The organism is Pantoea sp. F_5 (assembly GCF_008631595.1).
GTDB lineage: Bacteria > Pseudomonadota > Gammaproteobacteria > Enterobacterales > Enterobacteriaceae > Pantoea > Pantoea gossypiicola.
The window spans coordinates 58982-82063 of record NZ_VWUO01000018.1; the positions used below are offsets into that span (position 1 = coordinate 58982).

The 23082-nt window shown below is 54.8% G+C and carries 27 protein-coding genes, 1 other RNA gene and 1 other annotated feature; of the genes, 12 read left to right on the forward strand and 16 right to left on the reverse strand.

The features are described 5' to 3' along the window. Positions 1-56: 56 nt before the first annotated feature. The 9 genes from F3I44_RS19625 to F3I44_RS19665 all read right to left on the reverse strand — a co-directional run bounded on the left by F3I44_RS19625 (position 57) and on the right by F3I44_RS19665 (position 9886). Positions 57-1358 carry an inosine/guanosine kinase gene (locus tag F3I44_RS19625; RefSeq protein ID WP_150015564.1) on the reverse strand — a complete coding sequence of 434 codons (1302 nt, stop codon included), beginning with the start codon at positions 1356-1358 and terminating at the stop codon, positions 57-59. A gap of 57 nt (positions 1359-1415) precedes the next feature. Then, the gene (gene hemH, locus F3I44_RS19630) at positions 1416-2375 is read right to left on the reverse strand and encodes a ferrochelatase (RefSeq protein ID WP_150015565.1); all 960 of its coding nucleotides are present in this window, start codon (positions 2373-2375) and stop codon (positions 1416-1418) included. Positions 2376-2488: 113 nt separating this feature from the next. Then, the gene (adk, locus tag F3I44_RS19635; protein ID WP_150015566.1) at positions 2489-3133 is read right to left on the reverse strand and encodes an adenylate kinase; all 645 of its coding nucleotides are present in this window, start codon (positions 3131-3133) and stop codon (positions 2489-2491) included. Positions 3134-3598: 465 nt separating this feature from the next. Continuing rightward, on the reverse strand, positions 3599-5473 hold the full coding sequence (gene htpG, locus F3I44_RS19640) for a molecular chaperone HtpG (RefSeq protein WP_150019562.1): 1875 nt from the start codon (positions 5471-5473) through the stop codon (positions 3599-3601). 97 nt (positions 5474-5570) lie between these two features. Beyond that, the gene (gene recR, locus F3I44_RS19645; protein WP_003850420.1) at positions 5571-6176 is read right to left on the reverse strand and encodes a recombination mediator RecR; all 606 of its coding nucleotides are present in this window, start codon (positions 6174-6176) and stop codon (positions 5571-5573) included. After that, positions 6176-6508: a YbaB/EbfC family nucleoid-associated protein gene (locus F3I44_RS19650; RefSeq protein ID WP_009091641.1), complete on the reverse strand. Its 333-nt coding sequence runs from the start codon at positions 6506-6508 to the stop codon at positions 6176-6178. Before F3I44_RS19650 ends, recR begins: the two co-directional genes overlap by 1 nt. 55 nt (positions 6509-6563) lie before the next feature. After that, positions 6564-8642, reverse strand: a complete 2079-nt coding sequence (gene dnaX, locus F3I44_RS19655) for a DNA polymerase III subunit gamma/tau (RefSeq protein ID WP_150015568.1) — start codon at positions 8640-8642, stop codon at positions 6564-6566. Continuing rightward, positions 7161-7222 (reverse strand) — a sequence feature (DnaX frameshifting element). It overlaps the preceding gene by 62 nt. Positions 8643-8800: 158 nt before the next feature. Next, positions 8801-9352, reverse strand: a complete 552-nt coding sequence (gene apt, locus F3I44_RS19660) for an adenine phosphoribosyltransferase (RefSeq protein WP_150015569.1) — start codon at positions 9350-9352, stop codon at positions 8801-8803. Between the two features lie 144 nt (positions 9353-9496). Then, positions 9497-9886, reverse strand: coding sequence for a DUF454 family protein (locus tag F3I44_RS19665; protein WP_150015570.1), 390 nt, complete (start codon positions 9884-9886; stop codon positions 9497-9499). 57 nt (positions 9887-9943) lie between these two features. Between F3I44_RS19665 and priC the strand changes: the two genes are divergently transcribed. The 3 genes from priC to rsmS are packed head-to-tail and all read left to right on the forward strand — an operon-like array spanning position 9944 to position 10938. Continuing rightward, entirely contained in the window at positions 9944-10474 is a 531-nt protein-coding gene (priC, locus tag F3I44_RS19670; RefSeq protein WP_150015571.1) for a primosomal replication protein PriC, read from the forward strand. A gap of 57 nt (positions 10475-10531) precedes the next feature. Continuing rightward, on the forward strand, positions 10532-10777 hold the full coding sequence (locus F3I44_RS19675; RefSeq protein WP_150015572.1) for a hypothetical protein: 246 nt from the start codon (positions 10532-10534) through the stop codon (positions 10775-10777). 8 nt (positions 10778-10785) lie between these two features. Continuing rightward, the gene (rsmS, locus tag F3I44_RS19680) at positions 10786-10938 is read left to right on the forward strand and encodes a pleiotropic regulatory protein RsmS (RefSeq protein ID WP_013357018.1); all 153 of its coding nucleotides are present in this window, start codon (positions 10786-10788) and stop codon (positions 10936-10938) included. Here rsmS and acrR read toward each other — a convergent pair. Beyond that, the gene (gene acrR, locus F3I44_RS19685; protein WP_150015573.1) at positions 10935-11573 is read right to left on the reverse strand and encodes a multidrug efflux transporter transcriptional repressor AcrR; all 639 of its coding nucleotides are present in this window, start codon (positions 11571-11573) and stop codon (positions 10935-10937) included. The two genes, rsmS and acrR, sit on opposite strands and share 4 nt — an antisense overlap. A gap of 142 nt (positions 11574-11715) precedes the next feature. Here acrR and F3I44_RS19690 point away from each other — a divergent pair, with 142 nt between their 5' ends. The 4 genes from F3I44_RS19690 (at position 11716) to ykgO (ending at position 16650) form a co-directional block, all read left to right on the forward strand. After that, positions 11716-12909: an efflux RND transporter periplasmic adaptor subunit gene (locus F3I44_RS19690; RefSeq protein ID WP_150015574.1), complete on the forward strand. Its 1194-nt coding sequence runs from the start codon at positions 11716-11718 to the stop codon at positions 12907-12909. Positions 12910-12925: 16 nt separating this feature from the next. Then, on the forward strand, positions 12926-16081 hold the full coding sequence (locus F3I44_RS19695) for an efflux RND transporter permease subunit (RefSeq protein WP_150015575.1): 3156 nt from the start codon (positions 12926-12928) through the stop codon (positions 16079-16081). Between the two features lie 162 nt (positions 16082-16243). Further along, a complete protein-coding gene (locus F3I44_RS19700) occupies positions 16244-16498 on the forward strand; it encodes a type B 50S ribosomal protein L31 (protein ID WP_033782196.1) in 255 nt (84 codons plus the stop codon). An 11-nt stretch (positions 16499-16509) separates the two neighbouring features. Beyond that, the gene (ykgO, locus tag F3I44_RS19705; RefSeq protein WP_009091664.1) at positions 16510-16650 is read left to right on the forward strand and encodes a type B 50S ribosomal protein L36; all 141 of its coding nucleotides are present in this window, start codon (positions 16510-16512) and stop codon (positions 16648-16650) included. A 45-nt stretch (positions 16651-16695) separates the two neighbouring features. Here ykgO and F3I44_RS19710 read toward each other — a convergent pair whose 3' ends face one another. Genes F3I44_RS19710 through F3I44_RS19720 form a run of 3 tightly spaced genes read right to left on the reverse strand, consistent with a single transcriptional unit; the run spans position 16696 to position 19094 of the window. Further along, positions 16696-17574 (reverse strand): metal ABC transporter substrate-binding protein, encoded by an 879-nt coding sequence (locus F3I44_RS19710; RefSeq protein ID WP_150015576.1) that lies wholly within the window; start codon positions 17572-17574, stop codon positions 16696-16698. 15 nt (positions 17575-17589) lie between these two features. Continuing rightward, entirely contained in the window at positions 17590-18429 is an 840-nt protein-coding gene (locus F3I44_RS19715; protein ID WP_150015577.1) for a metal ABC transporter permease, read from the reverse strand. Further along, positions 18426-19094: a metal ABC transporter ATP-binding protein gene (locus F3I44_RS19720; protein ID WP_150015578.1), complete on the reverse strand. Its 669-nt coding sequence runs from the start codon at positions 19092-19094 to the stop codon at positions 18426-18428. Before F3I44_RS19720 ends, F3I44_RS19715 begins: the two co-directional genes overlap by 4 nt. A 329-nt stretch (positions 19095-19423) precedes the next feature. Here F3I44_RS19720 and F3I44_RS19725 point away from each other — a divergent pair, with 329 nt between their 5' ends. The 3 genes from F3I44_RS19725 (at position 19424) to F3I44_RS19735 (ending at position 20542) form a co-directional block, all read left to right on the forward strand. Beyond that, a complete protein-coding gene (locus tag F3I44_RS19725) occupies positions 19424-19777 on the forward strand; it encodes a hypothetical protein (protein WP_150015579.1) in 354 nt (117 codons plus the stop codon). Positions 19778-19924: 147 nt separating this feature from the next. After that, complete coding sequence (tomB, locus tag F3I44_RS19730; RefSeq protein ID WP_013357010.1) at positions 19925-20302, forward strand: Hha toxicity modulator TomB; 378 nt, start codon at positions 19925-19927, stop codon at positions 20300-20302. Between the two features lie 24 nt (positions 20303-20326). Further along, the gene (locus tag F3I44_RS19735; protein ID WP_003850458.1) at positions 20327-20542 is read left to right on the forward strand and encodes an HHA domain-containing protein; all 216 of its coding nucleotides are present in this window, start codon (positions 20327-20329) and stop codon (positions 20540-20542) included. A 134-nt stretch (positions 20543-20676) separates the two neighbouring features. Here F3I44_RS19735 and ffs read toward each other — a convergent pair. Then, positions 20677-20773: signal recognition particle sRNA small type (gene ffs, locus F3I44_RS19740), an RNA gene on the reverse strand. A 186-nt stretch (positions 20774-20959) separates the two neighbouring features. Between ffs and F3I44_RS19745 the strand changes: the two genes are divergently transcribed. Continuing rightward, positions 20960-21280, forward strand: coding sequence for an MGMT family protein (locus F3I44_RS19745; RefSeq protein WP_150019563.1), 321 nt, complete (start codon positions 20960-20962; stop codon positions 21278-21280). 26 nt (positions 21281-21306) lie between these two features. On the opposite strand, the gene F3I44_RS19750 is transcribed toward F3I44_RS19745, so the two are convergent. After that, positions 21307-21864, reverse strand: coding sequence for a YbaY family lipoprotein (locus F3I44_RS19750; RefSeq protein ID WP_150019564.1), 558 nt, complete (start codon positions 21862-21864; stop codon positions 21307-21309). A 190-nt stretch (positions 21865-22054) separates the two neighbouring features. On the opposite strand from F3I44_RS19750, the gene tesB reads away from it, so the two are divergent. Continuing rightward, positions 22055-22918 (forward strand): acyl-CoA thioesterase II, encoded by an 864-nt coding sequence (gene tesB, locus F3I44_RS19755; protein WP_013357007.1) that lies wholly within the window; start codon positions 22055-22057, stop codon positions 22916-22918. 37 nt (positions 22919-22955) lie between these two features. Here tesB and F3I44_RS19760 read toward each other — a convergent pair. After that, a partial coding sequence (locus F3I44_RS19760) for an integrase core domain-containing protein (RefSeq protein WP_150019289.1) occupies positions 22956-23082 on the reverse strand: 127 nt, incomplete at its 5' end.

Sequence of the window (23082 nt, forward strand, 5' to 3'; positions counted from 1 at the left end):
TCATCTAAGGCCCTTCTGTTCAGAAGGGCCTTTTTTACGCCCTGTGGCGACCCGCGTTACCGATCCCAGTAAGACTCTTCCAGACTGTCTTCACGCTCCGGCAGGCCGCGGGTTAAACGCGGTGAATGCTGATTCAGCACCTGATAGCTGACGCGGTTAGCATACTTACATACCTGCGCCAGCGACGAATAGGTCAGATAAGGACGCGCATGTTTGCTGGAGTTCGGCACATTCAGGCTGTGATAGTTGTTGGCGGTGATGTCATGCAGCAACGCCGCCAGCGCACCATCTCCGGCACCGTTGGTGTTCATGATCTTTTCAGGTCCGCCCATATAAGGCGCGATGTGCGAGAAGACGCGCAGCGGCTGCTGGCAATCCTGCTGGCGCATCACACGGCTGAACTCATACTGGTTGAACTCCGCAATCGCGCCAGGCAGTAGCGGATGGTTGGTTTTGCGTTTGAACTCATCTTCGGTGTAACCCGCCATATATAATCCAATCGGGCCAGCGGTACAGAGCACCAGATCGACCCAGTCCAGCGCCATATTGGAAGCAAGCAGCGGATCGGCTTCGCCGGTCAGCGCCAGCGCTTCCTCCTCGTTCATCGCCACGATGCTGACGTGCTCGCGCAGGAAGTCCCGCCAGAACCCGGGATTGTCGCCAATCACATGTTTGGTGCCGAGCGTCAGCACCACTGGCACGTTATGGCGTTTGGCATACTCTATCGCCTGTAACGTTGCCTGCGGCATCGGCTCACCTTCGGCACAGCGCACCAGATAGGAGGTCAGTACCAGCGCAGACGCCCCGGCAATCACCTCTTCAGGCACATTATCCGGATGCAGCTGATTCATCTGGCCGGGGCTGATCGCGAAAGTTCGCTCGCCATGTTCGCCAATCAGCGTAAAGCAGCGGCCAATAGCGCCATTGACGCCCTGCAGATAGTTGAGATCGACCCGGCTTGAGGTATTGCAGAGGTAGCGATAGGCATAGCCACCAATCTGAATGTTGTTGCACATCACGCCCAGCAGCACGGAGCGGTCATCGGCCAGCACTGAGAAGTTGTGCAGCGTGTTACCGATGGTGCCTCCGGCAAACTGATGAGTGATCAGCGCATCGCGCATCAGCTCGTTGTATAACGCTTCCGCGACAGCATTATCGATAACCAGGGAGTGCCCGGCACTCAGACCGTAACGGGCGAGAAAGTCGTCATCGACTTTGGCTTCGATATCCACCAGCGTCTGGTCGATACCCACCACCCAACTGCCTGCATCAACATCGTGTTGAGCGGGCTGTAACAGGGGATCGCGTGCGCTGACGGGAAAGTAGTGTTTGGATTTGCGTTTGCCGGGAAATTTCATCGGGAATGCCGTCTGGAAAAACAGGCGGAGAATGATATCACACTCTCCGCCTCTGCTTTAACGGCGTGCGTCGACCAGTTGCACCATCATGTCGATATGCGCCTCATCGGCGTTCAGCGCAGGGATATACTCAAACTTCTCACCGCCGGCATGCATAAAGATTTCGCAGTTTTCACCACTGATCTCCTCCAGCGTTTCCAGGCAGTCAGACGAGAAGCCCGGACTCATAACCTGAACATGTTTGATCCCTTTGGCAGGCAGGCCTTCCATCGTTTTGTCGGTATAAGGCATCAGCCAGGGCTCACGACCGAAACGCGACTGGAACGTCATCATGTACTGATCTTCACGCAGACCCAGCGCGTTGACCAGTGCCGCCGTGGTATCGGCACAGCGCTGCGGATAGTCATCACCTTCGTTGGCGAAGCGCTGCGGAATGCCGTGGAACGACAATACCAGCAGATCGGGCTGACCGTGCCGCTCAAACGAGCGCTCTACCGTCGCTTTCAGTGCAGCGATATAGGCCGGATGTTCGGCGTAGTCACGGATAAACTGCACATCGGGCAGCGAACGATACCCTCTGAAGACGGTGGTCAGGCCATCCCACACCGCGGCCACGGTAGAGCAGGAGAATTGCGGATAGAGTGGCAGTACAATCAGGCGGGTGACGCCCTGCGCCATCAGCTTATCCACCGCGCTTTTCAGGCTGGGATTGCCGTAGCTCATGCCCAGCTCGACGGGCATATCGACACGTGCTGCCAGAGCGTCACGCTGACGTTTGCTGTAGACCAGCAGCGGTGAACCGCCTTCCATCCAGACCGATGCGTAGAGCTTTGACACGCGCGGCGAGCGAAACGGCAGAATGACAGTATTAAGAACCGGCCACCAGAGCCAGCGCGGTGCATCGACCACGCGCGGATCGCTTAAAAACTGTTTCAGATAGCGTTTAACTGCAGGTGTGGTTGGGGCGTCTGGCGTACCTAAATTAACCAATAACACGCCGGGCTTATCTTGCCTCATTTGAGTTCCTTGATGACAACGGGGATGCGTGAAAACAGGGAAATTGTAGCGGAATTAGTGGGAGGTAAAAGCAATTACTGCAAAAGGGGCCAGTGATACCGGCCCCATTGAGCTTAGCCGAGGATCTTAGCCAGCTCGGCACTCACTTCGGTCACTTTACGGGTGCCGTCGATTTTGTGATAGGCGGTGTTGCCCGCTTCGGCTTCTTTGCTGTAGTAAGCAATCAGCGGCGCGGTCATCTGATGGTATTCCACCAGGCGCTTACGCACGGTCTCTTCCTGATCGTCTTTACGCGTGGTCAGCTCTTCGCCTGTCACATCATCTTTACCTTCCACTTTCGGTGGATTAAAGGTGACGTGATAGACGCGGCCAGAAGGCGTATGCACGCGGCGGCCAACGATACGTTCAACAATCAGCTCGTCCGGTACAGCGAACTCCAGCACGTAATCAACGTTGATCCCGGCCTCTTTCATTGCATCTGCCTGAGGAATGGTGCGCGGGAAACCGTCCAGCAGGAAACCGTTTTTGCAGTCTTCCTGAGTGATACGCTCTTTAACCAGCGCAATCACCAGCTCATCGGTCACCAGTTTGCCAGCATCCATGATGGCTTTCGCCTGGTTACCCAGCTCGCTGCCTGCTTTTACTGCTGCACGCAACATGTCGCCAGTGGAGATTTGCGGAATGCCGTACTTCTCCATGATGAATTGGGCCTGAGTCCCCTTACCTGCGCCCGGAGCTCCGAGCAGAATAATACGCATTGCGTAAATCCCCTTGCGAATCGCATTGATCTATCTTAGAAGCGGAAGAACATACCATTATGACCCGCTCATCACAAGGAAGGGCGAGGATCACTCAGGATGACTTTACCCTCTTTATGGACCTGAACCCGACCCGGCTGGCTGGCCTGTCGCATTTTCAGATTTACCGCCTGCGCTGAGCAGAAATGGCGGGATGCCGCACAGCCATAAAAAAAGCCGGTGATCATCACCGGCTTCAGACTGCTGAAAAACTTTATGCTTTTAACGGGGTACATCTGCTCGAAATTGATGCTGAACAGAATCAGACAGACAGCTTCAAAGTCAAAGCGATGGGAGCATACGCCTGCAGCAACGCATCGTGGGCCAGGGATGGCGGCTTTTTACGTCTTTGCGTAGGGCGTATGCGCCCTGAGCCAGCGCTGCATTTGTCACTACAGGCCGGTGAAAACCACCGGCCGGTTACCCTTATGCAGTCAGCAGCTGGTTCATGCGACGGATAAACTGGTTAGGGTCGTCCAGCGTGCCGCGCTCGGCCAGCAACGCCTGATCCAGCAGCAGTTCAATCCACTCACCAAAGCGTGTTTCATCCTGCGTATCGGCAACACGTTTCACCAGCGGGTGATCCGGGTTGATTTCAAACAGGTACTTCACTTCCGGCACGTCCTGTCCGGCCGCCGCGAACAGCTTCGCCATCTGGGTGGTCATCTCGTTGGCATCGGTGGTGACGATCGCTGGCGTGTCGGTCAGACGATGGGTCAGACGCACCTCTTTCACGCGTTCGCCCAGCAGATTTTTCACACGCTCAACAAACGGCTCCAGCGCTTTTTCCGCCTCTTTCTGCTCTTCGGTCTCTTCATCCGCCAGCTTGCTCAGCGACTCATCCGCTTTGCTGACCGACTGGAAGGTTTTACCGTCGAACTCAGTGAGGTAGCTCATCATCCATTCGTCAATGCGATCGGAGAGCAGCAGCACCTCAATGCCTTTCTTGCGGAACAGCTCCAGATGCGGGCTGCTCTTCGCTGCGGCATAGCTATCAGCAGTGATGTAGTAAATCTTCTCCTGACCTTCCACCATGCGGCTGACGTAGTCTTCCAGCGAAATGGTCTGTGCTGAACCTTCGCTCTGAGTGGTGGCGAAGCGCAGCAGTTTTGCAATGGTTTCCTGGTTGGCGTTATCTTCCGCCGGACCTTCTTTCAGCACCAGACCAAACTCATTCCAGAAGGTCTGGTATTTCTCGTTATCCTCTTTCGCCAGTCTTTCCAGCATCTGCAGGGTACGCTTCGTCAGCGCAGCACGCAGGCTCTGGGTCACGCGGCTGTCCTGCAGAATCTCACGGGAGACGTTCAGCGGCAGATCGTTGGAGTCAATCAGACCACGCACAAAGCGCAGGTAGTTCGGCATAAACTGCTCAGCGTCATCCATGATAAAGACGCGCTGCACGTAGAGTTTCAGGCCATGCTTATGATCGCGATTCCACATATCGAATGGCGCACGCGCCGGAATGTAGAGCAGGCTGGTGTACTCCTGCTTACCTTCCACCCGATTGTGGCTCCAGGCGACAGGATCGCTGTAGTCATGGGCGATATGCTTGTAGAACTCGTTGTATTCGTCGTCGCTGATCTCAGACTTGTTGCGGGTCCACAGCGCCTGGGCTTTGTTGATTTTCTCCCAGTGCGTTCCTTCACCTTCTTCATCTTTGCTCTCGATCTCAACCGGCAGCGCGATGTGATCGGAATACTTGCTGATGATGCTGCGCACGCGCCAGGCGTCCAGGAACTCATCCTCGCCTTCGCGCAGATGCAGGGTGATCTCAGTACCGCGATCGGCTTTCTCGATCTCAGCCAGGGTATATTCGCCCTCGCCCGCGGATTCCCAGAAAACGCCTTCATCGGCTGATGCGCCAGCAGCACGGGTACGCACCGTGACTTTGTCCGCCACGATAAAGGCAGAGTAGAAACCGACACCGAACTGACCGATCAGCTGGCTGTCTTTCGCCTGATCGGAGCCGAGAGATTCCAGGAAAGATTTGGTGCCTGATTTGGCGATAGTCCCGAGGTTCTCAATGACCTCATCGCGACGCATACCGATGCCGTTATCACTGAGCGTGAGGGTACGGTTGTCCTTATCAACAGAGAGACGAACACGCAGCTCGCCATCACCTTCATACAGGCTGGAGTCTGACAGCGCACGGAAGCGCAGTTTGTCTGCCGCATCGGAGGCGTTGGAGATCAGCTCACGCAGGAAAATCTCTTTGTTTGAATAGAGAGAATGGATCATCAGGTGCAGAAGTTGTTTTACTTCCGACTGAAAGCCACGGGTCTCTTGTCCTTTCATGGTCATTGCTACCTCAACAAAACAGGTTGAACAAACGTTGAGGTTGATGTGGGGATAACAGGAGGAATTTCAAGCCGGTGTCTGTCACAACACCGGCAAGTGATTAAAATTTAAACTTCTGGCGGCCCGCCAGTGAATGGGACAGCGTGGTGCCATCCACCATCTCAAGCTCTCCGCCAACCGGCACACCATGCGCGATACGGCTGGCGTCAACGCCATACTGGCCACAGAGCTCCGCGATGTAGTTGGCGGTTGCCTCGCCTTCTACCGTCGGGTTGGTCGCGAGGATCACTTCCTGCAGGGTTTCACTCTCCAGCCGCTGCTCCAGACGGTCCAGACCGATATCCGCCGGACCGATGCCGTCGAGCGGCGAAAGATGCCCCATCAGCACAAAGTAGCGACCGCCAAACTGGCCGGTTTGCTCAATGGCGTGGATATCTGCCGGGCTTTCCACCACGCAGATTTGACCATTCTGCTGACGCCGTGGATTGGCGCAGATGGTGCAAATTTCCTGCTCGGTAAATGTCCGGCAGTCGGCACAGTGTCCGATCTCCGACATCGCGCGGGTCAGCGCCTGCGCCAGCCGCATGCCACCGCTGCGATCGCGCTGCAGCAGCTGAAAAGCCATGCGCTGTGCCGACTTCGGCCCAACGCCAGGCAGACAGCGCAGCGACTCCATCAATGATTCAAGCAGTGGACTGGTTTGCATCAGAACGGCATCTTAAAGCCAGGTGGCAGCTGCATGCCTGAGGAGACAGACGCCATCTTCTCTTTCTGGGTTTCATCAATGCGACGTGCGGCATCGTTGAACGCGGCGGCAACCAGATCTTCCAGCATGTCTTTGTCATCTTCCAGCAGGCTGGGATCGATTTCCACGCGACGGCAGTTGTGCGCGCCGTTAATGGTGACTTTTACCAGGCCAGCACCGGACTCACCGGTCACTTCAAGCGCGGCGATCTCTTCCTGAACTTTGGCCATTTTGTCCTGCATCTGCTGGGCCTGTTTCATCAGGTTGCCCAATCCGCCTTTACCACCAAACATAGTTTTCTCTCTCAGCTGAGGCTACAACGCTATCGTTACGATAGCAGCAGCGTGTCTAAACAGGTCGGATACTCTCCTCATCCAGATCGGCATCAAAAAATCGCTGCAGCGTCTGAATGTGGGTATCACAGGTGATCGACTGACGCGCCTGCGCCAGTTTCTCTTCGTAAATGGCCTGACGCCACTCCAGTGGCGTCAACACCGATGAATTATCGTCTTCAACGACAGAGAGTTCAACTTTCTGCCCGGCACTCTGGCTAAGCACATCGCTTAACACCTGCTGCGCCGACGGTGAATTAAGGTGACGCTGGCTGCTGCGCAGATGCAGGCAGACGCCATTTTCGGTTGTCTCTTTCCAGGCATTTAACGCCAGCTGCTGCACCAGCTTCGGCAGCGGCAGGGTTGCAATCTCTGCGGCCCAGGGATCGCGCTGCTGCGCTTCTTCCGCCAGGCGCGCCGCCAGCTCAGGGGTTTTCTCATGCTCCAGTGCGGAACGCAAGGCCTTAGGCGTCGCCACCGGTTCCGCGACTTCAACCGGCTGATTAACCGCTTTCCAGCGGTATGCTTCCTCTTTTACCGGAGCGGCCGGCTCACGATCGCGGATACGCTGCTGACTGCGCTCGGTAACCGAGGCCAGCCGCTCCAGCGCGGAGTTGGCCGGCCGCGCACCTGGCGCCGCCGGCTCACTCTTTTTTGGTTTGTTCGCTCCCTGACGCAGCAACTGCGTGCGCGCCTGCAGGAGCTGGCTGGTGGAGCTGGAGAGTGCCCTGTCAGGCGATGCATCCGATGGCGGCGCAGGCTGCGGAGCCGGGTCGGGCGCGGCCATCTGTGGCTGAGCGGCAACCTGCTGTTGCGGCGCAGGTATCGGCTGCTGAGGCTGCTGCGCTACGGGCGATCTTGACTGAGCAGGTGACGATGTAGCTGGCTGTGCTGCCGTGTGTCGTGCTACCGGCGCAGGACCGGATGGTGCCGGTGACGTCTGCGCCGGAGCAACCGGTGCCATCTGTTCCGTTAACGCGGGACGCGCAATGGGTTCTGCCACCGCCGCTTTAGGATGAAACGCCAGGGCGCGCAGCAGCGTCATCTCAACACCCATGCGGCGATCGGGCGCAATCGGCAGATCCTTGCGGCCCATCAGCAGGGTCTGATAATAGAGCTGCAGATCGGCGGGCGGCACCACGCGGGCCAGTTCACGCAGCCGGATCGCATTGCTTTCGTCGTCGTCGTTGAGCGAGGCCGGCAGCAGTTGCACCATCGCAATCTGGTGCAGCAGGCGCAGCATCTCCACCAGCAACGTCTCCCATTCTACCCCGCGTGAGGCGGCCTGGCTCAGCAGGGTCATCACCTGCCGACCGTCACCGTCAACCAGCGCCTCCAGCAGCCCCAGCGGCTGCTCATCATCCAGCGTGCCGAGCATGACGCTGACCGTGCTGCTGGTCACTGTGCCCTGCCCCATGGCAATCGCCTGATCGGTAAGGCTCAGCGCATCGCGCATACTGCCATCGGCGGCGCGCGCCAGCAGCTGCAGCGCCCGGGTTTCGCTCTCAATCTGTTCCTGCTTCAGCACATGTTCAAGCTGCTGACGGATTTGATCAACATCCAGCGCTTTGAGGTGGAACTGCAGGCAGCGCGAGAGAATGGTCACTGGCAGTTTCTGCGGATCGGTGGTCGCCAGCAGGAATTTAACGTGTGAAGGTGGCTCTTCCAGCGTCTTTAACAGCGCATTAAAGCTGTGACGCGACAGCATGTGTACTTCATCGATCAGATAGACTTTGAAACGGCCACGCGCCGGCGCGTACTGCACGTTGTCGAGCAGATCGCGGGTGTCTTCAACTTTGGTACGTGATGCGGCGTCAATCTCAATCAGATCGACAAAACGGCCCTGCTCAATTTCACGGCAATTATCGCACTGACCACAGGGTGTGGCAGTGATGCCGGTTTCGCAGTTAAGGCCTTTGGCCAGCAGACGCGCAATGGTGGTTTTCCCTACGCCGCGGGTGCCGGAGAAGAGATAAGCATGATGGATGCGTCCCAGAGACAATCCATTCGCCAGCGCCGTCAGAACATGTTCCTGACCGACAACATCAGCAAAAGCCTGGGGACGCCATTTTCGCGCAAGTACCTGATAGCTCATGTGGAGTTCGACGAAGTTGGATGGAAAGATGAGCGCAGACGCTCTGCAACCCCTGTATAAGATTGCAGTAGTCTATCAGCTACGCTTTTGGCTGGCACTCGTTATCTTGACGCCAGAGGCGTGACGGCCTCGCCGGGTGGCAAGGCCAAAAGCGTGGCTTAGTGGCCGGGGAATTTAACCAGGCTGTAGCTCTCAACACCCAGGGTATTGAGACGTGATTCTCCGGTCAGATCGAACAGGTTAATAATGAAGGCTGCGTCTTTCACTTCACCGCCAGCACGGCGAATCAGTTTAACAGTCGCTTCAATGGTCCCGCCGGTCGCCAGCAGATCGTCAACCACCAGCACCAGATCGCCTGGCTGGATGGCATCTTTGTGCAATTCCAGCTTATCGGTGCCGTATTCCAGCTCATAGGATTCACTGTAAACCTCACGCGGCAGTTTGCCAGGCTTACGAACCGGAACAAAACCGACACCCAGACCTAATGCCACGGGTGCACCAAACAGAAAACCGCGCGCTTCCGTGCCCACGACTTTGGTGATGCCTTTATTACGGTAACGCTCAACCAGCAGCGCAATCGACGCGGCGTAGGCTTTCGGATCTTCCAGCAGGCTGGTGACATCGCGGAACAGGATGCCTGGCTTAGGATAATCGGGGATACTTTTAATGCTGTTTTTAATGAATTCAAGCTGCTGCGCAGTGTCGGTCATAATGATACGCCTGGTAAAAAATTCTGTTTCGCGCAGCTTCAAAAGCGCTAATACCTGGTAAAAGGCTCAGCGGAAGTCAATTCACAAAGGGAAGCCACGCACGAAGACGCCCAAATCTAAGCAAATGACCGGCTAAATGCAACTTTATCGCGGCGGCGGCGGTGCGTCCGCTGTTTCTGCCACCACCGGAATACGCCACATAAACAGCAGCAGCGCCGCCAGCATGATCAACAGCATGATGCGAACCCAGAGCTGATGCACCAGAAAAAGTGAGAGACTAAAGGTGGCGACAATCAGGCAGATAGCGCGCACTTTAGCACCCGGCGGCATGGCGCGATGCTGTTGCCAGTGACGCAGATAGCGGCCAAACGGCGATTTCCACAGCAGCCAGTGATGGAAACGCGGCGATGAACGGGCAAAACACCAGGCCGCCAGCAGCATGAATGGCGTGGTGGGTAATAAAGGTAATACAATGCCCAGCGTCCCCAGCACAATGGCCAGCCAGCCGAGGGTTATTAACAGAATGCGTTGCATGAATCTCGCCCAGCTCTTTCCTCATCCGCGTACGTTAGCACAACTCAGGGCCAGACGATGAGTGCGATCGCTGTACAACAGCGGCTGCACCAGCTCCTTGTCGCCCTGCGTCAGGAGATTGCACGCCATCCCGATGGCGTTTGCCGTCTGCCACGTTTTGATACGCAGCTATTTCAGACCAAAGGCACGCGACTGGCGGATTATCTGCAGGAGGTGGAGCAGAACTTCGCCCGGTTGTGCGACAGTAGCCATGACCTGGCCCGCAGTGCCTGGCTGGCTGAACGCCTGGTCGATCAGATTGCCGCCCTGCAACGCGAGGCGAGCACCCAACAGTTGCGTACCCGACGCGAACATCCAGTAAAGAACCCACGCGCGACCAGATATCAGGAGTACCGTGAATTTGAACGGCGTTTACTGGCGATGATCGACCAGCGTGAGCAGCGGCTGGCGCTCGCTGAAACCCTGGCGGTGCAGCATCAGCTTAAGCAGGATCTGGAAACGTTAGAGGGACGACTGGCACGCTGTCGACAGGCGATTCGCTCAGTTGAGTGGGCCTCGTCATTGCGCGGCAGTGAAAACGCCGAATAAAGCGCAGCGTGACAAAAGCGCTTCTATACTGGGTGTAATTCAGCGCGGAGACGAAAAATGGGCTTACTGAGCTGGCTGCTATGCGGGCTGCTACTGGGATTGCTGAAGCGTCTGCTGATGCCGGGACGACCCGGCGGCCTGATGGCGACCCTGACGCTGTCGATAATCGGCGCACTGATTGGCGGCTATATCGCCACCTATTTTGAACTGGGCTCGCTGGCAACGTTGCATGCTGGCGCGCTGGGTATGGCCATTCTCGGCACAGTGTTGATGCTGCTGGTCGCCGCCCGCTTACGTATTTAGGAGAAAAGATGTCACTGGAAAACGCCCCTGACGACGTCAAACTGGCAGTGGATCTGATTCAGCTTCTGGAAGAGCATCAACTGCCCGTTGAAACGGTGCTCTCAGCTCTGGCCATGGTGCAGCGCGATTTCGAGAACAAGCGCGATGGGCAACCTGCTTAGCGCTGAGCAGTCAGCGTCGGACTAAGACGCAACATATCAATAAAGGCATTGACCAGCGTTGGCGCGTCAGCGGCTAAGTCAAAACTTTCGGGCGCAAACAGCCAGCTTTCCATCATGCCATTAACGTAACCACGCAGGATAAGTGCGGCCTGACGCGTACTGAGACTGCCTGGAAGTTGTCCGGCTTCAATGCACTGACGCAGGACATCTTCGATTTTGTCGTAGCACTCCAGCAACAGGCTCTGCTGCATACTCTTCATCGCCGCCATTTCGCCAACAAATTCGCATTTATGGAAAATGATCTCCATTAAGGCGCGGCGCTGAGGATCCTTTGCTGTCGCTTCAAAGATATAGACCAGCATTGCGCGCAACACTGAGAGTGGATCGCCAGGGTATTTTGTCTGATACTCAAGTTCCACATCGTCCAGACCGGCATCACAACGAAGCCATATTTCATGTAAGAGATCGGCTTTGTTTTTGAAGTGCCAGTAGATTGCCCCGCGCGTGACACTGGCAGCGGTGGCAATATCGGCCAGAGACGTGGCTGAGACGCCCTGTTGCGAAAACAGAACAAGGGCGGCATCAAGAATTTGATGCCGCGTTTCAAGTGCTTGCGCTTTGGTTTTTCGTGCCATAGGGGGCTTTTTTTACAAACAGGTAAGTTTACATACATTTGTGAATGTATGTACCATAGCACGACCTGCGACTTGACACAGCAATGGGTTTTTCAGTTTGTGATCCATTGACCAATTGATATCGGACACTAGAGGTTTATTTATGAATAAAATCAGAGGATTATCGCCTCTGGCGGCCGTCCTGATGCTATCAGGCAGCTTTTTGTTAACAGGATGTGACAACAATAAATCCGAACAAGCCGCCCAGCAACCGCCAGCTGTGGGTGTCGTGACCCTGAAAACTGAACCCCTGAAAATTTCGACTGAACTACCAGGCCGTACCTCAGCCTATCGTGTGGCTGAAGTCCGTCCGCAGGTTTCCGGTATCATTCTGAAGCGTAATTTCGTTGAAGGCAGTGATGTCAAAGCAGGTCAGTCTCTTTATCAGATCGACCCCGCGACCTATCAGGCCGCTTACGACAGCGCGAAAGGGGATTTAACCCAGGCGCAGGCGAATGCTCGCATCGCTCAGCTGACCGTCAAGCGCTATAAACCGCTGCTCGGCACTAAATATATCAGTCAGCAGGATTACGACACCGCCGTTGCCACTGCCGCGCAAAACGATGCTGCCGTGCAGGTAGCAAAAGCCAATGTTGAAACGGCCCGTATTAACCTGGCCTACACCAAAGTGACCTCGCCTATCAGTGGCCGCATCGGTAAATCCTCTGTTACCGAAGGTGCTCTGGTCCAAAGCGCACAAACCACTGCGCTGGCTACTGTGCAACAGCTTGATCCCATGTATGTCGACGTGACCCAGTCGAGCGAAGATTTCATGCGCTTACGTTCAGAACTGGAATCGGGTCAGCTGAAGCAGAACGATGGAAAAGCCAAAGTGACGCTGCTGATGCAGAATGGCAGCAGCTATGCACAGACCGGTACGCTGGAGTTCTCTGACGTGACCGTTGATGAAACCACCGGCTCCATCACCCTGCGCGCCATTGTTCCGAACCCGAACCACACGCTGTTACCGGGCATGTTTGTTCGTGCGCGTCTGGATGAGGGGATCAACCCGAATGCATTGCTGGTGCCGCAACAGGCAGTCACCCGCACGCCAACGGGTCAGGCAACCGTAATGGTCGTGGGTGCAGATAACAAAGTCGAATCACGTCAGGTCACCACCTCTCAGGCGATCGGTGACAAGTGGTTAGTGACCGACGGCGTTAAAGCAGGCGAACGTGTGATCAGCACTGGTCTGCAGCGTGCCAAGCCGGGCGCACAGGTTACTCCACAAGAAGTCTCAGACGATGCGAAAGCGGCACCCGATTCAAAGCCGCAGTCTGACAAGTCATCGTCATAACAGGAGCCGTTGATTCATGGCTAAGTTCTTTATCGATCGCCCCATCTTTGCGTGGGTGCTCGCCATCATCATCATGCTGGTCGGTGCGCTATCGATTCTCAAACTTCCGATCGAGCAATATCCCAATGTTGCGCCGCCGGCGATTGAGATTCAGGCGACCTACCCTGGTGCGGATGCAAAAACGCTGCAGGACTCGGTGACGCAGGTCATTGAGCAGAACATGAACGGTATCGATGGACTGATGTATATGTCCTCGAGCAGCGACTCATCCGGTACGCTGACCCTGACTATTTCCTTTGAGTCAGGAACAGATGCGGACATCGCGCAGGTTCAGGTGCAGAACAAACTGCAGCTGGCGACGCCGCTGCTGCCGCAGGAAGTGCAGCAACAGGGGATTCAGGTTAAAAAATCCTCCAGCAGCTTCCTGATGGTTGCGGGCTTCATCAGCGACGATGACAATATGACGCAGAATGATATTTCTGATTTCATTTCATCGTCCATCAAAGATCCTATCAGCCGTACCAAAGGCGTGGGTGATACCCAGGTATTCGGTGCGCAGTACGCGATGCGTATCTGGATGGATCCGCACAAGCTGAACAACTACAACCTGACACCGGTCGATGTGATCAGCGCGCTGAATACTCAGAACACCCAGGTCGCTGCCGGTCAGTTGGGTGGTACGCCTCCGGTTCCGGGCCAGCAGCTTAACGCCTCAATCATTGCCCAAACCCGTCTGACCTCAACGGATGAGTTCGGTAAAATTCTGCTCAAAGTGAACGAGGATGGTTCTCAGGTTCGTCTGCGTGATGTGGCCAGAATTGAGCTCGGCGCAGAAAACTACGAAATTATTGCCCGTTATAACGGCAAGCCTGCATCCGGTATTGGTATCAAGCTGGCCACCGGTGCGAATGCGCTGGATACCGCTAATGCAGTAAAAGCCGAACTGGCCAAATTGCAGCCAACGTTCCCGGCCGGGTTAAAAGTGGTCTATCCGTATGACACCACACCGTTCGTTAAGATCTCGATTTTCGAAGTAGTGAAAACGCTGATCGAAGCCATTGTGCTGGTGTTCCTGGTCATGTACCTGTTCCTGCAAAACTTCCGCGCCACGCTGATTCCTACCATCGCCGTGCCCGTGGTATTGCTGGGTACGTTTGCCGTTATCAGCGCGTTTGGTTATTCGATAAATACCCTGACGATGTTCGGGATGGTGCTGGCCATCGGCTTGCTGGTGGATGATGCCATCGTGGTAGTCGAGAACGTCGAGCGCGTCATGGCGGAAGAAGGATTGCCGCCAAAAGAAGCCACCAAGCGTTCCATGGAGCAGATTCAGGGCGCGCTGGTCGGTATCGCGCTGGTGCTTGCTGCCGTATTTATTCCGATGGCGTTCTTTGGTGGTTCGACTGGCGTTATTTATCGTCAGTTCTCAATCACTATCGTTTCAGCGATGGCGCTGTCGGTGCTGGTCGCCTTTATTCTGACGCCGGCACTCTGTGCCACTATGCTGAAGCCGGTCAAAAAAGGCGAGCACGGCAAAACCACCGGTTTCTTCGGCTGGTTCAACCGCATGTTCGACAAAAGCACCCACCACTATGTCGACAGCGTCGGTCACATGATCCGCAGTACGGGTCGCTATATGGTGATCTACCTGCTGATCGTGGTCGGAATGGCATTTCTGTTTATGCGACTGCCCTCTTCATTCTTACCGGAAGAGGATCAGGGTCTGCTGCTCGCTCAGGCACAGCTGCCAGCGGGTGCTACTCAGGAACGTACCCAGAAAGTGCTGGATCAGGTGACGGATTACTTCCTGACGCAGGAGAAAGATACGGTTAAATCGGTGTTCACCGTTAACGGCTTCGGCTTTGCCGGTCGTGGACAGAACACCGGTATCGCCTTTGTCAGCCTTAAGCCATGGGATGAGCGTGCCGGTAGCGATATGAAAGTTCCGGCGATTGCTGGCCGTGCCATGCAGGCGCTGGGCGCGATCAAAGATGCGATGGTTATTCCCTTCAACCTGCCAGCAATTATCGAGCTGGGTAACGCGACCGGCTTTGACTTTGAGCTGATCGATCAGAACAACCTCGGCCACGATAAGCTGACGGAAGCACGTAATCAGCTGTTCGGTATGATTGCGCAGCATCCTGATACGCTGGTGGGTGTTCGCCCTAACGGGATGGAAGACACCCCGCAGTACAAACTGACTATCGACCAGGAAAAAGCGCAGGCGCTGGGCGTATCACTGAGTGATATCAATACCACGCTGGCAGCCTCCTGGGGCGGCTCCTACGTAAACGACTTTATCGACCGTGGTCGTGTGAAGAAAGTTTACGTCATGGGTAATGCGGACTCCCGTATGCTGCCGGACGACATTGGTAAATGGTATGTGCGTAACAGCAGTGGAACTATGGTGCCCTTCTCGGCCTTCTCGTCAGCGAAGTGGCAATATGGTTCACCGCGTCTTGAACGTTACAACGGTCTGCCTGCGATGGAAATTCTGGGACAGGCCGCACCAGGCAAAAGCTCCGGTGCAGCAATGGACCTGATGGAAGAGCTGGCGGCGAAGCTGCCTGCGGGCATCGGCTATGACTGGACTGGCATGTCCTATCAGGAACGTCTGTCAGGCAACCAGGCACCTGCGCTCTATGCCATCTCGCTGATTGTCGTCTTCCTGTGTCTTGCTGCACTGTACGAGAGCTGGTCGATTCCCTTCTCGGTCATGCTGGTTGTTCCACTCGGGGTCATCGGTGCGCTGATCTTTACCACGCTGCGTGGCCTGAGTAATGACGTCTACTTCGTGGTGGGGTTACTGACAACCATCGGCCTCTCGACCAAGAACGCCATCCTTATCGTCGAATTTGCCAAGGATTTGATGGATAAAGAGGGTAAAGGGCTGTTTGAAGCAGCGCTGGAAGCTTGTCGTATGCGTCTGCGTCCTATCCTGATGACGTCGCTGGCGTTTATTCTCGGGGTACTGCCACTGGCGATCAGTACCGGTGCCGGTTCCGGTTCGCAAAACGCCGTAGGTACTGGCGTTATCGGGGGCATGGTCACCGCGACTATACTGGCGATCTTCTTCGTTCCTGTGTTCTTTGTGGTGGTGCGCCGCCGCTTTGGCAAGAAAAAAGACGAATCATCCAAAAGTCATCCGGTTGAGGCTGACCAGACTCACTAAGCTATAAATTATCTGAGGCCGCTTGCGCGGCCTTTTTTTATGCCTGCGATTCTGTCCTTCTCATTTATTCACTCTTCATTTTTACTGACTTACTGCCCGTTGCAATCCTGGTCAGTGCGGCGCATAATAATGTTATATTATAACATTACATAGGCAGGCATTATGAAAGCAAATATCCATCCTCACTATCGTCACGTGGTCTTCCATGACACATCAGCTGACGTTTATTTCAAAATCGGTTCGACCATCAAAACCGATCGCACCGTAGAGTTTGAAGGTGAAACGCTGCCCTACGTCACGCTGGATGTGTCGTCGGCCTCACACGTTTTCTATACCGGCAAACAGAAAGATTTCGCCAAAGAGGGCAGCACCGCGCGCTTTAATCAGCGTTTTGGGCGCTTTCTGGGCCGTAAATAAGGAAAAGATTCATGCAGGTTTTGAGTTCGCTGCGCTCAGCAAAAAATCGTCATCGGGATTGCAGAGTAGTGCGCCGCAAGGGACGGATTTACGTGATCTGTAAAACAAATCCACGCTTTAAAGCCGTACAGGGAAGAAAGAAAAAACGCTAGTGTGTGTCGTGATGACTGGCCGGGCTTGCCCGGCCTTTTTTATGCTTAGCGCATGCTCTTCAGCATGGTATTCACGTTATGTCTAAAGGCCGCCTGATAAGTGGCTGCCGGACCAGAGGCCGTGGATAACGCTTCCGGATAGAGTTCCCCACCCGGCTCGGCTCCGGTGGCGCTGGCAATCTGTTTTACCAGGCGCGGGTCAGTCTGGTTCTCGATGAAATAGCGATTGATATGCTGCTGCTTTAATTGGTTGATTAAGCTACCCACGTCACTGGCACTCGCTTCCGCTTCAGTAGAGAACCCTACCGGCGCAAGAAACGTCACGCCATAGCGCTGTCCAAAGTAACCAAACGCATCATGGCTGGTCAGCACTTTCCGCTTGTCGACAGGCACAGCATCAAAGGCTGTTTTTGCCCAGCTATCCAGCGCCTCCAGTTGTTGAATGTAATTCTGACCACGCTGACGAATGGCCGCGGCATCTTCAGGATCGGCTTTGACCAGCGCATTCATTACGTTAGTGGCATAGATAACGCCGTTCTGCATGCTGTTCCAGGCGTGAGGATCGGTAACGGTTTTGCCCTCCTCCTCCATGCTGCGGGTGGTGACGCCCGCCGAGGCCACAACGGGCTGGCCGCGATATCCGGAGGCGCTGACCAGCCGATCCATCCACCCTTCCAGTCCCAGTCCACTGACAAAAACCAGATCGGCCTTCGCCAGTGCCTGACTGTCCTGTGGCGTGGGTTCAAACGTATGAGGATCGCCATTCGGCCCCACCAGGCTTTTCACGTTGACATGGTCGCCGCCGACCTGCTTAACGATGTCTGCCAGCACGGTAAAGCTGGCCACCACATCCACCGTTTTTGCCATCGCAAAAGGCGTGGCAAACAGCGCCGCGAGCGCCAGGCTAACCGGTAATTTCTTCATAGATACCCCTTAAGATTAATGGCGGCGCAAAATCCCGCCGCACGGCCCTGCAAGAATGGAGAGAAAAAACAGCATGGCGGCGCTCAGCACCACAGCGGGGCCAGCCGGTAATGAAAAGTGCCAGGAGAGCATCAGTCCCGCCAGCGCTGAGATCATTGCCATGAAAATGGCAACCACCAGCATTACGGCAAGATGACGGCTCCAGAAACGGGCGCTGGCGGCAGGCAGCATCATCAGTCCTACCGACATCAGCGTGCCCAGCACCTGAAAGCCCGCGACCAGATTCAGCACCACCAGCATTAAAAACAGACCATGCACCAGTGGCGCGCTCCATTTCCCCTGCGCCCGCAGAAAGTCACCGTCAAATGCGTCGATGACCAGCGGTCGATAGATGATCGCCAGCAGAATCAGCGTGAAGGCAGCGATGCCGCCGACCAGCAGCAGCGCGGCGTTATCCACCGCCAGCAGCGAGCCAAACAGAACGTGCAGCAGATCCACGCTTGAGCCGCGCAGTGAAACCAGCGTGACGCCCAGCGCCAGGGAGCCAAGATAGAACCCGGCAAAACTGGCATCCTCTTTCAGGGGCGTATAGCGACTGACCGCACCAGAAAGCAGCGCCACGGCTAAACCGGCGATCAGGCCACCGATCCCCATCGCAACCAGTGACAGGCCGGAAATCAGATAGCCAATAGCGGCACCGGGCAGCACTGCATGTGATAAGGCATCACCAATCAGGCTCATCCGGCGCAGCGAAAGGAATACGCCGAGTGGCGTAGCGCTGACCGCCAGTGCAAAGCAGGCCACCAGCGCGCGACGCATAAAACCAAACTCAATAAAAGGCTGCATCAGGGTCACGGCGCACAACTCCGCAAAGGGATAGCAGGCTGGCTGATGCAGCTGACCTCACTGTCATCCATCGACATCACGTTACTGAAGTAGCGCGCCACCAGCGGACGATCGTGCAGCACCACCAGCAGGGTTGTGCCGGCCTGCTGTTGTTGCTCAAGGATCGACATCAGTAATGTCACGGTCTTGCTGTCAATGCCGTTGAAAGGCTCATCCAGCAGCCAGAGCTGGCTGCGCTGCAACATCAGCCGTGCAAACAATACGCGCTGAAGTTGTCCGCCTGATAAAGTCGCGGGCTGCGCATCTGCATAATCCCCCATCTGAACGGCCTCCAGCGCCTGCCAGATTTCCCGGCGTAATATCCGGTTAACACCGCCAAACCAGCCGCAGCGAGGCCAGCAGCCTATTGAGACCAGTTCAAATACGGTCAGGGGAAAACGGGTTTCAAGTTCTGTACGCTGCGGCATCCAGCCGATTTCCCGACGCGGAATCTGCAATTCACAATGTCCGGTTATCGGTGGCAACAAACCCGCAATGGTTTTCAGCAGGGTTGATTTGCCACTGCCGTTAGCACCGACTAAGGCTGTCATTGAGCCAGCTGCAAGCTGCCCGGTAACCGGCGGGGTCACGCTCTGTCCCTGATAGCCAGCACGAAGCGTATTGAACCGGATCATGCGCTGATCCCCCATTTTATAGCTACGGCAAGCAGCGCGATGAATAGCACGGCTACACTTAGCCGCCCCCCCAATGACATAAGTAATCCACTCTGACGCATCGCTTCACCAATATGTTATAACATAACAAACAAGATACCGGATATTCCCGTCAGGGAAACGCTGGATTGTGTATCAAAAGATAAACAGCAACGGGACTTACGGCAGGATGCTTGCAGGTACAGTCGCCTGCTGACGCGCAGATTCTGACAGTTTTGTGCTCTGCTGGCTTGCAAAGCAGTTGCAGAAAACCAATGATAGGTTTATCAACGGTTATTAGTGGATCGGATATGCTGTCACGTATTGAATGTGATATTGCCCAGGGCGAATCAGACTGCGCAAAAATAGCAGAGATTGTTCAGCGGAATATTCTCAAAATAACAGATTTGCTGGTGGGAGATTTACGCTGGTACTCACAGAACGCACAGTTAGTTCCGGGCAGTTTAAAAATGGTTTCGGTTGAATACCTGGATATGAATAGTTTTAAATTACTTTACGATTTTGACTGGAATTTATTTAGTCCCTGTCTGGATCTAAATGAAACCGTAACGCAGTCTGAGCAGGTAAACTTTCACATTAAGCCCGGAGCACTTGAGTTTGATGTGATCGACAATCAGCAGCCCTCCCCTGGCGATGAATTGTAATATTTAGTAATGGAGGTGAGCAGAACTAATGGTTTTACACTATCTTTAAGGTATCCCGTTTAATAACTGCCCGAATAATCGCTTCCTGGCCGCGTTATCCAATATCGCCGCCCTGCGGCAACTGTGCTAGCTATGGAGGGGAAAAAGATGGACGAATACTCACCGAAACGGCATGATATTGCCCAGCTTAAATATCTGTGTGAGAGCCTGTTTGACGACAGCATGGCAACATTAACCGACAGCCATCACGGCTGGGTGAATGACCCCACTTCTGAAAGCAATCTGCAGCTTAACGATTTGATCGAACACATTGCCTCTTTCACCATGAATTACAAAATTAAGCACGTTGAAGATGAAGCGCTGATTTCGCAAATCGATGAATATCTTGATGATACTTTTATGCTATTCAGCAACTATGGTATCAATAGTCCGGATCTTCAACGGTGGCAACGTTCAGCAAAACGCTTATTTAATCTGTTCACTGAAGAGTGCGCTTTTCTGCAGCAACCAAGCCATTCATTATAGTACAGACATGAGAACGGTTTATTTATGAACAAAACCCTGACTAAAACTGATTATTTGATGCGACTGCGGCGTTGCCGCTCTCTGGATACCCTGGAAAGGGTCATTGAAAAAAATAAGTATGAATTACCCGAGGATGAATTAGCGGTATTTTACTCTGCAGCTGACCATCGTCTGGCTGAACTGACGATGAACAAGCTCTACGATAAAGTCCCAGGTTCAGTATGGAAATTTGTCCGTTAATCTGACTTGCTGCTACGGTTAATCTCTTCTTAGTACCAGATATTCCTGCCTGCCGGCAAAGGATCGGCCCGGGCGGGTTTTGCCTGTCTGCAGTTTATGGAGAAGAGATAGTGGGAAGGAGAAAATGGTGGGGGCCCTGCCAGCTACATCCCGGCACACGCGTCACCTGCTGCGGCTGCTTCCTTCCGGATCTGACCGAGTTCACAAGCTAGCATTGCGGGAGAACCAACAGGGCCCCCATTGACAAGCCCTCTTTACGAGAGCGGGGGCATTATCTGGGAAGGAGGTGGCAATTGCAAGCGTAGTCGGGACAACCGTTGTTTTCTTGAACAACCGCCGTGCTGATACTGTCTCCTCACCCTCTCCATGCTAAAGTTAAACCCTATTCCTGATGAAAAAAGCAGACGAAATAAGCACATGGATCAGCCTGACTCTTTCCAGCAACGCATCTGGCAAATTGTTGCCGCCATTCCCTATGGGCACGTCGCGACCTATGGCGACGTGGCGCGACTGGCGGGTTCCCCGCGCGCGGCACGTCAGGTGGGCGGCGTGCTGAGCCGGTTACCCGAAGGCACTACCCTCCCCTGGCACCGCGTTGTCAATCGTCACGGCAACATTTCACTACAGGGCGACCGTCTGATGCGGCAGCGGGATGCACTGGAAGCGGAAGGTATAGAGGTCAGTGATGACGGGCAACTCGATCTTGCGACCTGTCGCTGGCAATTTCAGGCAGGATGAAGGGGCGACAACGTCGCCCCGATAAATTAAATACGGGTTGGGGCAGGAACCGCAGCAGATGGCGTCACCTGAGTGGGTGAAGTCGACGGAACCGTCGTCGCTGCGCCCGGCTGGGTTGGCATCGCTACTGACGGTACCGGTACCAGCAGCAGTTCAGCTTTGGTGCCGCCCTGGTTGATAACCGGCTTCACGCCTTCAGTAACAAAGGCCAGCTTGCCGTCGATGGAGATGGCTGCGCTTAACAGAATGCGCGCGTTGGGCTGAATGTCGGCCGGGTTAAACGGTAATACAAACTGGAACGGTGCCTGTTTGCCTTCAGTATGCACCACGCGCTGCGACAGCACTTTTGATGGGGCGTCGGATACAGAGGCATCGGAAAGCGTAACGGTTAATACCGCATCCGGTGGCAGCGCAATGCGCTGGCGGATAAAGACCGAGCCACTTACGTTTGGCTGCGCAATTGCGGCCGTCTGTCCTGCAACTGCAGAACCCAGCGTTGGTGTTGGCACTGGTTTACTCTTGTCGGCACATCCCGCAACAGCAACCGCAATAACTACCCCACTGAACACATGCCTGAGTTTCATTGATGTCGTCTCCATTTGATCAAAATGATTGTCGGCAGCGAATCCTGCTTACAGCGCTTCACTCGCCGTATGTGCTTAATACTGGCACAAAAATGAAATTTTGCCTGGCACAGGCAAAGCGGAAAGTCTGATTGACGTCAACTGGTCCGATCTTTCACACTGAGCGGGTCACTATATTGAGGAATGCGCCATGAGTCAGGCACTGCAAAATCTGCTGAATTTATTGAATCTGGAAAAACTGGAAGAGGGTTTATATCGCGGCCAGAGCGAAGATCTGGGGCTGCGCCAGGTGTTTGGCGGTCAGGTGGTAGGTCAGGCACTCTATGCCGCAAAGCAAACCGTCGCGGAAGATCGCATTATTCATTCATTTCACAGCTATTTTTTGCGGCCCGGCGATAGCCAGAAAGCGATTATCTATGATGTTGAAACGCTGCGTGATGGCAAAAGTTTCAGCGCACGCAGGGTCAGCGCCATTCAGAATGGTCAGCCGATTTTTTATATGACGGCCTCTTTTCAGTCACCGGAAAGCGGATTTGAGCATCAGAACCCGATGCCGCAGGTGGCGGGACCGGAGAACCTGTTAACCGAACAGGCGATGGCGCAAAAAATGGCGCATCTGCTGCCAGAAAAGTTACGTGAAAAATTCATTGCTGAACGTCCGCTGGAGATTCGCCCGGTGCAGATCCATAACCCGCTTCGTGGACATGTGGATAAACCGGAGCGTCAGGTCTGGATCCGTGCCACCGGCCCCCTGCCCGATGACCTGCGTATCCATCAGTACCTGCTCGGCTATGCGTCTGACCTCAACTTCCTGCCGGTCGCGCTGCAGCCGCACGGTAAAGGCTTTTTAGAGCCGGATATGCAGGTCGCCACGATCGACCACTCTATGTGGTTCCATCGCCCGTTCGACTTCACTGAATGGCTGCTCTACAGCGTGGTCAGTACCTCAGCTTCTGGGGCACGCGGTTTTGTCCGTGGCGAGTTCTACAATCAGCAGGGTGTGCTGGTGGCCTCAACCGTTCAGGAAGGGGTAATGCGCCAGCGCAGCGAATAAAGTGACTAGTCCTGGCATAGGTTGACACGTTATGCCATTAAAACGCCTGATGCACTGCATCAGGCGTTTTGTATTTCAGCGACAGATGTGGCCGCTGACTGTTATAGATTTCTACTGACTCTGCCACCATCCTCCCTGCCTGAGCAACATCTTCCGGCCGGGTT